General features: G+C 56.2%; 10 protein-coding genes, 1 tRNA gene and 2 rRNA genes (1 of these 13 only partly in view). 11 read left to right on the top strand and 2 right to left on the bottom strand.

Features of this window, described 5'->3' with window-relative positions; genetic code table 11:
- The 8 genes from AABO57_02180 to AABO57_02145 all read left to right on the top strand — a co-directional run.
- A 23S ribosomal RNA gene (locus AABO57_02180) occupies positions 1 to 148 on the top strand (it extends 2,878 nt beyond the left edge of the window).
- Positions 149 to 255: 107 nt separating this feature from the next.
- Positions 256 to 372: ribosomal RNA gene (gene rrf / locus AABO57_02175) — 5S ribosomal RNA — on the top strand.
- Positions 373 to 682: 310 nt separating this feature from the next.
- A complete protein-coding gene (locus AABO57_02170) occupies positions 683 to 2,647 on the top strand; it encodes a thiamine pyrophosphate-binding protein (protein MEK6284528.1) in 1,965 nt (654 codons plus the stop codon).
- A gap of 40 nt (positions 2,648 to 2,687) precedes the next feature.
- Positions 2,688 to 3,161 carry a hypothetical protein gene (locus AABO57_02165; protein ID MEK6284527.1) on the top strand — a complete coding sequence of 158 codons (474 nt, stop codon included), beginning with the start codon at positions 2,688 to 2,690 and terminating at the stop codon, positions 3,159 to 3,161.
- 5 nt (positions 3,162 to 3,166) lie between these two features.
- A complete protein-coding gene (locus AABO57_02160; protein ID MEK6284526.1) occupies positions 3,167 to 3,616 on the top strand; it encodes a cytochrome c in 450 nt (149 codons plus the stop codon).
- Between the two features lie 408 nt (positions 3,617 to 4,024).
- A complete protein-coding gene (locus AABO57_02155; GenBank protein MEK6284525.1) occupies positions 4,025 to 5,332 on the top strand; it encodes a cytochrome c in 1,308 nt (435 codons plus the stop codon).
- Between the two features lie 87 nt (positions 5,333 to 5,419).
- Positions 5,420 to 6,847 (top strand): hypothetical protein, encoded by a 1,428-nt coding sequence (locus AABO57_02150; protein ID MEK6284524.1) that lies wholly within the window; start codon positions 5,420 to 5,422, stop codon positions 6,845 to 6,847.
- A gap of 105 nt (positions 6,848 to 6,952) precedes the next feature.
- Complete coding sequence (locus AABO57_02145; protein ID MEK6284523.1) at positions 6,953 to 7,495, top strand: DUF1579 family protein; 543 nt, start codon at positions 6,953 to 6,955, stop codon at positions 7,493 to 7,495.
- Between the two features lie 525 nt (positions 7,496 to 8,020).
- Here AABO57_02145 and AABO57_02140 read toward each other — a convergent pair.
- Together AABO57_02140 and AABO57_02135 are read right to left on the bottom strand one after the other, a co-directional pair.
- On the bottom strand, positions 8,021 to 8,296 hold the full coding sequence (locus tag AABO57_02140) for a hypothetical protein (GenBank protein MEK6284522.1): 276 nt from the start codon (positions 8,294 to 8,296) through the stop codon (positions 8,021 to 8,023).
- 117 nt (positions 8,297 to 8,413) lie between these two features.
- Positions 8,414 to 9,280 carry a VOC family protein gene (locus AABO57_02135; protein MEK6284521.1) on the bottom strand — a complete coding sequence of 289 codons (867 nt, stop codon included), beginning with the start codon at positions 9,278 to 9,280 and terminating at the stop codon, positions 8,414 to 8,416.
- 176 nt (positions 9,281 to 9,456) lie between these two features.
- On the opposite strand from AABO57_02135, the gene AABO57_02130 reads away from it, so the two are divergent.
- The 3 genes from AABO57_02130 (at position 9,457) to AABO57_02120 (ending at position 11,861) form a co-directional block, all read left to right on the top strand.
- Entirely contained in the window at positions 9,457 to 10,596 is a 1,140-nt protein-coding gene (locus tag AABO57_02130) for an isocitrate/isopropylmalate family dehydrogenase (protein MEK6284520.1), read from the top strand.
- Positions 10,597 to 10,622: 26 nt separating this feature from the next.
- Positions 10,623 to 11,639 (top strand): hypothetical protein, encoded by a 1,017-nt coding sequence (locus tag AABO57_02125; protein MEK6284519.1) that lies wholly within the window; start codon positions 10,623 to 10,625, stop codon positions 11,637 to 11,639.
- A 138-nt stretch (positions 11,640 to 11,777) separates the two neighbouring features.
- A tRNA-Leu gene (locus AABO57_02120) sits at positions 11,778 to 11,861 on the top strand.
- Positions 11,862 to 11,888 lie beyond the last annotated feature (27 nt).

Raw genomic sequence — 11,888 nt, 5'->3', positions numbered from 1 at the left:
ACGCTGAATGCATCTAAGTGTGAAGCCCGACCGAAGATGAGTTCTCCCTATGAGATCCCTGGAAGACCACCAGGTTGATAGGCTGGGTGTGTAAGCGCGGTAACGCGTTTAGCTTACCAGTACTAAATCGATCCACCGGCTTGACCATAAAGTTTGCTCGTTGCAAACCGGTCAGCACGCCTTTCTCTTAGCGGGTTTTCTTGATTGCGAGTTTTGCCTTTCGATTATCTGAGAGCACTTTGCTCTTTATAGTTTTCCGGTGGTTATGTCGTAGGGGTCACACCCGTTCCCATCCCGAACACGGAAGTTAAGCCCTACGGAGCTGATGGTACTGCATGGGTAACTGTGTGGGAGAGTAGGTCGCCGCCGGGATTACATCGAAGAAAAAGCCCGCTCGATTGAGCGGGCTTTTCTCATGCAATTCTCTCGCCTCTCCAATCTCTTCCGATCTCAATTGCAACACTACGACTCGCCCGAGCAACTCTGTTCCGGCTTTATTCATGGTCAGCAATCAGATTCCTACCGCCGCCTTGACTTGCGCGCCGGGCTTGGGTAGAACGTGTCCCAGTAACTCAGGACTGGCAGGATAGGTATTGAAGGCGATGGCCGCCTCAGCCGATAAAGGATGACTAGCAAACGTGTGTTGCTTCCGACGTGACTCGAGAGGAGTGTCTTCTTAACTATGGGTAAGCCTATTGCTCGGCAGAACGAAACCGACGTGAACAAAGCTCTTGACGTTTCAAGACGGAGTTTCATTGCCAAAGCGGCCATCGGCGCAGGGGCCGCGGCCACCGTACTCGGCACACGCAACGTGGCCATCGGCTCGGACACGCCCGACACATCCAGACCGATCAAGATCCCAGACGAGTTTAACCTCGCCACAAAGACGCCGCTCAAGAAGGCCGACTTCCCGATGACCGGGGCTGAGGTGTTCGCGCGCGTATGCAAGGAAGAGGGGCTCGCGGCGCTGTTCTGCTGCCCAGGGAACTACAACGTCCAGAACGCAATTGCGCTCGAGGGCATTCCCACGTACTCCGGCAGGCACGAAGGCTCGATGTGCCACGCAGCGGATGCCTTCACGCGCGTCACTGGTGAAGTCGCAGCCGCATCCGGCACGGAAGGGCCCGGCTTCACGGATATGATCTGCGCCATTGCCTCAGCCAACGCCGCGCGGTCGCCGGTCCTCGTTCTTGCGAGCAACATGTCGCTGTTTACCGAAGATACCGAGGCGGGCATCCAACTTCAATATCAGCAGCCGGCCACCGAAGGACTCAAGAAATACGGCAAGCGTCTGATCACTCCGGGGCGCGTCCACGAATACGCTGCGTACGCCTTCCGGCAGTTGAGATCAGGCATTCCCCGGCCCGTTCACATAGACTTTCCTAGCGAAGTCTATCGCGCGCAATTCAAGAGCGCGGCCGATCTCGCCTACTACTTCGACAAGTCGAGATACCGAACGGATTCCAGACCTCACCCCGATCCCAAAGATATTCGAGCTGCGGTTGAACTCCTTAAGCGCGCTGAGCGGCCGATGATCGTGTCGAGCAACGGGGTCTTCTACAGCCGCGCGTGGGAAGCATTGAAGGCCCTGGCCGAGAAAGCGCAGATACCGGTGGTTGAGTCGGGCGCCACCAAAGGCCAGTTCTCTGACGCGCATCCGCTCTCGGCCAACGCGGCGCCCAGCGCGCTCGTCAGCGCAGACGTGGTTGTGCTCGTCGGTCAATACTGTATGCCGACGATCGGCGAGTTCGCGTTTGGGCCCGATGCAAAGTACATCCGCATCGACCCGAGCCCCGAGGACATCGGCCGCAATTTGCCCATTGACATAGGGATCGTCAGTTGTGAGAAAGCAGCCCTTGAAGCCTTGTTCAACGAGATACCCGCGATGAAACACGACGCGTGGGTCGCGGAGATTGCCGCGGCGCGCAAGAAGTTCGAAGACGAGTGCGACTCATTTTACAAACTCGGTCTGAGCTACACAGATGCTGTGCACCCTGCTGTGATTGCCAAAGAGCTGAGCGACTTTCTATATCGAGGCAACATTCCAAAAGAACAGACTACGATTGCTTCCGGGGGCTATGGCATCGCGAGATATACGCGAAGATGGTTGAGGGGCTACCGGCCTGGGCAGATCATGAACGGCGCCTATCAGTATGGAGCGATCGGTCCGGATGTCGGATACTCGGTAGGCGTAGCGGCGGCTGTTCAGAACGGCGTCGGCGTGCAAGCGGCCTACAAGGGACACCCGGTCGTTTGCATAACCGGCGACGCGGGGTTCGGCTACACCGCCATGGAAATGGAGACCCTATCGAAGTACCGCTTGCCGGTGATCGTTATCGTCTACAACAACAACGCGTGGGGCACATGGACTGGAAACCGAGGCAACAGCAAGACGCTACCCATCCACCTGTTTCAGGAGAACCTCAGGTACGACAAGATAGGCGAAGCCCTTGGCGCGCACGGCGAGTACGTGACGAGGCCTGAGGAGTTTCGGCCTGCGCTCGAGCGAAGCTACCAGATCGCTGCCAAAGAGAGCCGGCCTTCGGTTATCAACTGCCAGGCGAAGAAAGAATTCTGGATCCGGGAACAGTACCCGCCAGGCTTGTTGGGGAAAGTGGAACCCGGGTGCATGTCGTACTATCACTGATTTCGTTGGGCAGCTTGTCGCGCGTGCCGCCGCTAATAAAATGCCAACCGATCCCGTCGATGTGGTGAGGAAAGGACTGCAAGCGTATGCCGACAGAGGAGTTTTTCGCGGTCTCGATGAAGTAAAGGGGCGGAACAGGAAGAATGTCTTCAGGTTTGTTTGGCTGGGAAGCCGGCTAGTGGACTTCAGCCTCGACGGGCGGAAGGGCGTCCTGAAATTCAACAACCTGCTGCCGAACGTGCCTTCGAACTCGATACTGTACGGCGATCTAAAGCACTTGTTGAAGAGCCGGTCCGATCATAGTATCCCGAAGCATCGGCGAGTAGACCCTCGTTGCGCCGAAGTCTCTTGCACGAATCGCGGAGGCAACGTCTCGATCGCGCTCAGGGTGAAGAACAACCAGTATGCGTACGGCTTGAACAAGCTGGTCAACCTGGTTCACGAGATCTTCGTACACCTGAACGATTCGGACCCTGACTATATGAGCGAAAACTTCGACGCTCCCCGGGAGTAGGAACAATGCAAAAGGAAAAAAGAAAGACGAGGAAGCCTGCAAACAACCACGCGTCACTACTTTTGGCTTTTGCGTTTTTATTTTTGCCGCTGTTCGCTGCCTCGCGAACGCAGGAAACGCATCCCGCCACTCCCCATCGCCACCCCGTGGCGCAGAAGCTCAAGAACCCAATCCCAAGCGACGAGTCATCCATCACGGAAGGCCGAAAGACTTATTTGCGGCACTGCGCATCGTGTCACGGCCCGTCGGGCAAGGGCGACGGTTCGATGGCTCTCGCCGGAGGTACGCCGTCGAACCTCACCGACGAAACGTGGGACCATGGCTCGAGCGACGGCGAAATCTTCGTAGTCATTCGCGATGGGGTGAGCGCCGACATGGAACCTTATAAGGACAAGCTGACCGAGAAGCAAGTCTGGCAGTTGGTGAACTACATCCGAAGCATCACCCCAAAATGATCCGGAGTCTTGGGGTCCTACCAACGAGACGTACAAGCGCAAATCGCAAGGTCGTTACTCAAGAGGATCGAGGAGAAATTCTATTAGCTCCGAAGCTGACGGTGAATGAACTTGGGAACTGTCCTAATCTTGTGTTGATACTCGCAGGTGCCCTGGCACCCGATACTGTCCTAGTCGATCGACCAACACAAGATTAGGACACTACCTGAACTTGGCGATCGCCTATACTGTATGGTACAAGCTTTTATACGAACACTTGGTATCGTCGGCAGGAGCGAGGCGAGTTAAACGCTGGGTTGTTGTCACAGTTCAGGCGTTATTCAAAAGCAGCCATATCGAAGCGCCTCGCGGTTATCCATAGGGTGGTTTGTTGAATAGGTTTGCATAATTCCGCTGGGAGGTTGGCGCATGAAACGCATCTTCAGTTGTGGGATTGTCTGCGGCGTGTTTTTGATAGGTTTGTTCCTTTCGAATGAGCCGGGCGTTGCCAGCGACAAATCGACGGTCACGTTCTCAAAAGACGTAGCGCCGATCATCAACAAAAACTGTGCAGGCTGTCACCGTCCCGGTGAGGTCGCGCCGATGTCGCTGCTAAGCTACAAGGAGGCTCGACCGTGGGCCAAGTCAATTCGCGAGAAAGTCACGCAACGTCAGATGCCGCCGTGGTTCGCCGATCCGCAACATAACCACTTTTCCAACGACCCACGCCTCTCCCAGAAGGAGATCGACACAATCGTTGGGTGGGTAGATGCCGGCGCCGCAGAGGGCAATCCTAAAGATCTCCCGCCTGCTCCAAAGTTCACTGAGGGATGGAACATTGGCAAACCCGACGTCATCATCTCGATGCCCGAGGAGTTCAGTGTGCCGGCCGAAGGAGTCATCCCATATAAGTACTTCGCTGCTCCCACGAACTTCAAAGAGGACCGCTACGTCCAGTTCGCAGAGATTCGCCAGGGGAACAGGCTGTTAGTGCATCATGTGATCGTGGATGTCAGATATCCCGGCAATGGTCCTTTGCCGGCCGCGGGCGAGCTGAACCCGGAAAGCCTTCGCAGCGGGCGGCCGAGTTCCGGTGAAAGACCGGGCGACTCTGACGGAAGACTGGTGGGCTGGGCTCCCGGCGAGGCGCCGCTGATCCTTAAGCCGGGTCAGGCAAAGCTGCTAAAGGCCGGTTCAGTCTTGATATTCCAAGTTCACTACACGCCTAACGGTCAGCCCGGTAAGGATCGCTCGAGCGTAGGGTTGATCTTCTCGAGGGCGCCGGTTGAGAAGCGAGTCATCACCGCTGGTGCGGCCGCGACGCGTCTCGCCATTCCGCCGGGCGATCCCAACTACGAGGCTAAAGCTTCCTTTGAATTCAAAGAGGACAGTCACATCGACAGCCTTCACCCGCACATGCATTTTCGAGGTAAGGATTTCGATTATCGGCTGGTGTATCCGGACGGCACATCGAAAATGTTGTTGTCGGTGCCTCGATGGGACTTCGGCTGGCAGATGACCTATTTCTTCAAAGAGCCAGTAGCTGCGCCCAAGGGCAGCCGCCTGGAATGCGTCGCTCACTACGACAACTCTGCCAAAAACAAGTTCAACCCGGATTCGACCAAGCTGGTCTCGTGGGGGCCGCAAACCTGGGACGAGATGATGATCGGATACCTGGACTATACGATCGATAAGCAGGATCTCCGCAGCAAGCTGCCGGAGTCCGGCTCGAAGTAGCTCGCGTCAGCCGGGGCGGCGCGACGGGCTGACGATGTGTAGGCGATCAGATCCGCGCAACTCTCAGGCAGAGAGAAGGAGGGATGGATGAAGCGCTCGATAGCTGTTCTCATCGCGATTCTTGCCGTTGTTGCGGTCACGGCATTCATTCGCACCAGTGCCTCACAAAAGCCGGTACCAAGCTTCACCAAAGAAGTGGCGCAGATCGTCTTCAACAAGTGTGCAAATTGCCATCGCCCCGGCGAAGCCGTGCCGATGTCCCTTACTTCTTTTCAGGAAGTCCGCCCCTGGGCCAAAGCGATTCGCGAACAAGTCATCGAGCGCAGCATGCCGCCGTGGTATGCCGACTCTGAGTCTTCGCTGAAATTTGGCAATGACCGGCGGCTATCGCAACGAGAGATCGAGACCATCGTCGCCTGGGTTGATGGCGGCGCGCCGAAGGGTGATGACTCGGCCCTGCCGCCTCTGCCCAAGTTCACAAAGGGTTGGAGTTCGGGCGAGCCTGACTTGATTATCCCGATGCCGGTCGACTTCGAGATCCCGGCCGAGGGTGAGCTGCCGATGCAGAACTTCTACGTACAGGTTCCGTTCAAAGAAGATCGCTGGGTCGAAGCGGTTGAGCTGCGTCCCGGCAATCCCGCAGTAGTCCATCACTCGATCGCCAATGTCACACGGCTCCCCGAAGGCAGCAAGATCGTTAACGGCCGTGCGGTTAAGGCTGAGCTGAATACTTCCGACGCAAGCCGTACGGGTGGATTGCGCGAAGGCTCGGAGGTCTTTCAAAGTCAGGACTCGTTTGCTCGTGCCGGCGCGTTCAAGCTGATTGGACAAGCGCCCGGCAAGGGCTTTGAAAGACACTACGCTGGGACAGCGAAGCGCATAAGCCCGGGGATGTATTTTCAGTTCAACATGCACTATCAACCGACCGGTCGTCCGGAGAAGGACCGTTCGATGCTTGGCTTATGGTTCGCGAAAGGACCGGTTACTCACGAGGTACTGACCAAGGGAGTGATAGACACCGTGTTGGTAGGTGGCAAGGACATCGCCGAAACCAGGATGGTCAACGGGCGCGAAGTAAAGACTCGGGGCAAGATTCCGAATATTCCACCGAACGCCGACAACTGGGAAATCGCGGGCGAGATGACGGTCAAACAAGATATCACGGTGTACGCCTTCGCTCCGCATATGCATCTACGCGGCAAGGACATCAAATACATCCTGGTCTGGCCCGACGGGCGCAAGCAAACGCTGCTCAACGTGCCGAAGTTTGATTTCAACTGGCAGCTCCACTACGAACTCGCTCAACCGCTAAAGGTTTCCGCCGGGAGCAAGTTGATTGCGATTGCTCACTACGACAACTCGCTGAAGAACCGTTACAATCCGGCTCCGCAGAAGGAAGTCTTCTGGAGCGAGCAAAGCTGGGACGAGATGTTCATACCGTGGTTCGAGTACACCGTGGACAGCGTTGACCTGACGAAAGTCTCTGCTGGCCAGAGCGCTAGCAAGAAAGATTAAGAACCATTTTTCATTTTCCATTTGTCATTTGTGATTCTCCACGATGAAAAATGACAAATGACAAATGGAAAATGGAATATTGAGCCGGGAGTCCCCTGAATTCCAATGACAGTCGTTCTCCTGCTGATTGCATTTCTCTTTCAACAACCGAGCCGCCCAACCGAACCAAGCGACCCGATGCCGCCACCGAACCTGGATTACTTCGTCGGCACGTGGGCATTCGATTGGAATGTGCCCGAATCGCCGCTCGGTCCAGCCGGAAAGATGAAGGGAACTGAAACCTACAAGAAGATCCTCAGCGGTCAGAAATATGAGAGTGAGATTCAAGGCGAAGGACCCGAAGGACCTTTTCAAGGCCGAGCCATCACGAGCTACGACGAGAAGGAGAAACTAGTCAATCGCTACGAGATCTTCAGCTACGGCGTGTCTGCTTTCAAGAGCGGCAAAATAGGCGGAGACCTGGGCGGCTACTACACGATCTTCTGGGAAAGCGCGCCGATCGCCAAGAACGGCAAGGTCATAAAGCTAAAGGGAAAGACCCAGATGCTTTCTCCTGCGCACTACCGGCTGCTGCTCGAGATCTCAGTGGACGGCGGCCCGTACACTAGCCTTGGCAACCCGTGGTTCAGAAAGTGGACCCGAAGCTGACCGGCCGATCTCAGTAAACTTACTACCTATCTGTCAGCCAGTAGTGATCGACTCTCTCATCTTACGCAAGAAAGCCACCGGATCAAGAACGGTGAGCGTCGGATAGCGCTTACGGAAAGCCTCGGCTTCTCTGGTTTCGACCTTCATCAAATCCAAAAGGTCGTTGTCGCGGCTGACGAGATACTCGGCTCCGGCAACAATTGCCAGATTGACATAGGGCTCGTCCTTCGGGTCTCGCGGATACTCGAAAGCTCGCGGTACTTCGTTTAATAGGAATCGCGAGCTTGTCCAAGCGCTTGAAGATTGCCTCTACCCGTTCGTCCGTTATCCCGCGCAACTTTTGACGGACTCTGGGGTGGTTGAGAGAACTGCGGATTTCCAGAAGGATTTGTTCGCTGACAAAGAGCTTGATTTCGCCCCTGTCGAGTAAGTCAAATGCGCTACCGGAGGGACCGTTCTCGTTAGCTGCTGCTTGGAGAAACACCACGCAATCAAAGACAACACCCGGTGGGTCGTCCTCGCCGCTCACTTACCCTTCTCCGTGCGTTCCTTCCAGACTTCCTCGCGTACTTCTTCGATCAGAACGTCAAGGTCCTCCTCGGTCATACCGCTTTCCTCGAAGCTCTTTCGAATCGGCGCCAGAATCTCTTTGAAAGGCCGCCGCGAAAGGATCTCTGCCTGAATCAACGTCCGGGCAAATTCTTCTCCGCTCTTTCCGTCACTGCGTGCGATCTGCTCTAAAGCGTCTTTAGTTCCAGGTGGCAGTCCTGTTATCTCGATCGTCTCGGTATGTGAGCTCATGATCTAACCTTGCAGAGACCTAATAGACTTTCTCTAGGGTACTACTTCCGAGCGGATGGCGGCAATGAACATTGCCGGCCACAATTAGCATGAGCGGCCGGGTGACGCGCCTGCCGATTACTTTCTTTCTACAAGCTCAATCGCAATCGAATCCGGTCCTTCGATCATCGCTGCCCGCCCATTGCTGTTTCCGAATCGATGAAGCTCCTCGAGCACCTTCACACCTGATTTGCGCAAGCGCTCAAGAGCTGTCGCAACATCCGGATAGCTCACTGCGATGTGATCGACGACGTGCGCGCGAGTACTTACCAGCGGTCCCGGACGCTGGCGCGGATAGATGATCAGATTGATATCGCCGATCCTTACCGTCGTCGCCGGCGAGCGAATAACACCCAACGGTTCGCTTGGCGCCGCGAAAGGAACTTCGCAAGGGCCCGTCCGCTGAGTAGCCGACCGGCTCACTGCGCCGAGATGTTTCTGATACCACTCGGCCGCGCACAGAGGCGCGTCGCTGTACAGGTGCACGTGAATGAAAGCGCGAGTCTGTGAAGAATTGATCTCGACCAGTGCGCCGTCAGGCCCTTTCATGTAAGCGAACAAAGTTCCCGAGCCGAGCCTGGTCATCGGCGTTTGAAACGCGACGCCGCCCGCGAGGCGCCGCTGATAGTCCGCTTCCATATCGGTGCTGCCCCACCCAAAATGCCAGATCGCGCTGTCTGGCGACGTCGCCGGAGCAGTCGTGACCTTCTTGAACAGCAGATACATGTTCTCGCTTTGGACGGCATCAATCCCAGCAATCGTCGTCTTCTTCGTGACGTCGAAGGTCTTTGTGTAGAACGCAGCGGCCACCGAAGGATCGAGTGAATTGAGGTGCACATGATGAAAGGTGGCCGGCGGCGGCGCATCCTGCGACAAACCCATTGAGCCCGGCCACAGCAGGATGATAATCACGAAAAGAAACTTCAAGCCTGGTGATCGTCGCATCGCTGATCTCTCCTTCGACTCGAACCCTGGGAGCGCAGGCAGGGATGCCTGCGCTCCCAGGATGCGCTCCCAGGGTTATATGAAGTAGAACCAAGCGCGTCAAGGCGCGCCTCTCTTGTCCATCCCGCGACCCGTGGTTATAGTGAACATTCGACTTCGAGCCACGGGAGCATTGGATGGCGAAGCAATCATATTACATCGTAGCGCTACCGGGGGACGGGATTGGAACCGAAGTGCTCGCCTGCGCCCTGCGAGTTTTGAGTGTGGTTGGAGCGTTGTTCCACGTTGACTTCAAAGTCGAGGAGATTCCCTGTGGCGGCCACTACTACGTCGAGCACGAGACGGAATGGCCCGAGGGCTCGTTTGAGAAGTGCCAGGCTGCCGACGCGATATTGCTCGGCGCGGTTGGCCACGAGGTTGACGGGAAAACGATCTTCACCAAGCCCGGCAAGCCTTATCCCGAGCCTCAACTGGCTGGGTTTGCTCAGGTGATTGGCAACAGGAAAAAGCTCGACCTCTACGCAAACGTCCGTCCTGTAAAACTCTACCCTGGCGTCAAACACAAGATTCACGGCAAGCTCATTCAGGTTTGGGAGCCGGGGAAAGTTGACTACGTCGTCATCCGAGAGAACACCGAGGATGCTTATACCGGAGAGGTCGAAGCAATCGAAGACGGCCGAGTCACGCCGATACGGATAACCCGGCGGGCAACTGAGCGGGTCGTGCGCTATGCCTTCAATCTCGCGCGCCGCCGCAACAAGCAAATGAAAGTGACCTGCGTCGACAAATCGAATATCATCGGCGCGCACCGGTTCTTTCGCGACATATTTCGAGAGGTCGGCGAACGCGAGTTTCCTGACATCACCATGGACTACGCTTATGTGGACGCGTTCTGTCAGTGGCAAATTCGCAGCCCTGAATGGTTCGACGTCGCCGTGGCTCCGAACCTGGTAGGAGACATCGTCAGCGACAACGGCGCTACAACGGCGGGCGGGTTGGGATTGGCGGTGGGCGGGAATATCGGCGATGAACACGCTATGTTCGAACCGATTCACGGCAGCGCTCCCAAGCATGCCGGCAAAGACAAAGCCAACCCGTTGGCGGCAATTCTCGCTATGCAGATGATGTTGGAGTGGTTGGCGGCTCGGCACGGAGATGACCGGCTCGCTCGCGCAGCAAGTAAGGTGGAAGCCGCGGTGGCGGCGGTGCTCTTGGAAGGCAAAACGCTCACCTATGATTTGATCGGAGAAGAGCATGCGTCCAGGTGCAGCGAGGTAGGCGCCGCCGTTGAACAAAAGTTGCGGTCGATCGTGTGAACACGGAGAAAGTAAGGAGAATCGTGATGCAAAGACGAGTACTTGAACTGACTCTTTTGGCGCTGATCGCTTGTCTGTTGATCGCTGCGTCCGAGCCGGCGTTTGGGCAGGGCAAGAAAAAGAAGGGCGCGGGCAAGTCGGAAGCGGCGGCCCCTCTACAAGCTCCCGCGATTTGGCACGACCCCGGCGCGGTCGAGGACCTGGACTTCGTTAATGGAATCGGTGGCGCGAAGCTCGCTCCGAAGCCGCCGTTCACATTTATCGAAGAAGACACTGGCGGCACGAACCCGAAGGTACAGGTAAAGGACGCTGCCGGGCAGACCTGGGGTGTGAAGTGGGGTTCGGAGATTCATTGCGAGGTCTTCGCGTCGCGGTTGGTTTGGGCGGCGGGCTATTACGTAGAGGCGACGCACTTCGTCAAATCCGGAAAGATTGAAGGCGTCAAACGGCTCAGTCGGGCAAAGAAGTACGTCGGGTCCGACGGTCGCTTCACCAACGCCAGGTTCGAGTTGAAAGAGAAGGGAATCAGCAAACGAACGGATAAGGAGAGCTGGTCGTGGGACAAGAACCCTTTTGTCGGGACGCAGGAACTGAACGGTCTGAAGATAATCGTGATGCTGACATCGAACTGGGACCCCAAGGACCAGCGAGAATCGTCGTCCAATACCGCGATATACACCAGAAAAAAGACCGGCGAAGTCAGCTACCTGTTGAGCGACTGGGGTGCGACTATGGGAAAGTGGGGAGGGGCGTTATCGCGGGAGAAGTGGGACTGCGACGGCTACACGAGTCAGACGCGAAAGTTCATCAACGGAGTCGAAGGCGGCAGGGTGCGTTTTGGCTACGATGGGAAGCGTGAACACGACATAAGAGACGGCATCAGAGTGAGTGACGTCAAATGGTTGCTCGGCTTCATTGGGCGAATCACTGATGAGCAGATTCGGGCGGGGCTCGGCGCGAGTGGGGCAACGAGTGAGGAGGTGAACTGCTTCACCAGTGCGATTCGGGATAGGATAAACCAGCTAAAGAATGTCGCTCGTTAGTAGCTCGTTTTTAAGTAGCTCACGGTTTGGATTGTGATAGCTTGCGTTTGAATTTAGTAGGGCTCACAGGTTGGATTGTTATCGCTTGCGTTCGAGTAAGCTCACGGGTTGGATTGTCATAGGGTTTGCGTTTGAAAAGCCGGGGTGGCGGAATGGCAGACGCAGAGGACTTAAAATCCTCTGGCCCAAAAGGCCGTGCGGGTTCGAGTCCCGCCCTCGGCATACAAATGAAATCAAAGTTTGTAGGGA

This window comes from Acidobacteriota bacterium, from assembly GCA_038040445.1.
In the GTDB taxonomy this organism is placed as follows: domain Bacteria; phylum Acidobacteriota; class Blastocatellia; order UBA7656; family UBA7656; genus Onstottus_A; species Onstottus_A frigus.
The sequence above is the reverse complement of the archived record's forward strand: the minus strand, read 5'-3'. Positions and strand labels throughout refer to the sequence as shown.

Coding starts and splice junctions, on each gene's coding strand:
- AABO57_02170 (MEK6284528.1), top strand. CDS start 683: ATGGGTAAGCCTATTGCTCGGCAGAACGAAACCGACGTGAACAAAGCT.
- AABO57_02165 (MEK6284527.1), top strand. CDS start 2,688: ATGCCAACCGATCCCGTCGATGTGGTGAGGAAAGGACTGCAAGCGTAT.
- AABO57_02160 (MEK6284526.1), top strand. CDS start 3,167: ATGCAAAAGGAAAAAAGAAAGACGAGGAAGCCTGCAAACAACCACGCG.
- AABO57_02155 (MEK6284525.1), top strand. CDS start 4,025: ATGAAACGCATCTTCAGTTGTGGGATTGTCTGCGGCGTGTTTTTGATA.
- AABO57_02150 (MEK6284524.1), top strand. CDS start 5,420: ATGAAGCGCTCGATAGCTGTTCTCATCGCGATTCTTGCCGTTGTTGCG.
- AABO57_02145 (MEK6284523.1), top strand. CDS start 6,953: ATGACAGTCGTTCTCCTGCTGATTGCATTTCTCTTTCAACAACCGAGC.
- AABO57_02140 (MEK6284522.1), bottom strand. CDS start 8,296: ATGAGCTCACATACCGAGACGATCGAGATAACAGGACTGCCACCTGGA.
- AABO57_02135 (MEK6284521.1), bottom strand. CDS start 9,280: ATGCGACGATCACCAGGCTTGAAGTTTCTTTTCGTGATTATCATCCTG.
- AABO57_02130 (MEK6284520.1), top strand. CDS start 9,457: ATGGCGAAGCAATCATATTACATCGTAGCGCTACCGGGGGACGGGATT.
- AABO57_02125 (MEK6284519.1), top strand. CDS start 10,623: ATGCAAAGACGAGTACTTGAACTGACTCTTTTGGCGCTGATCGCTTGT.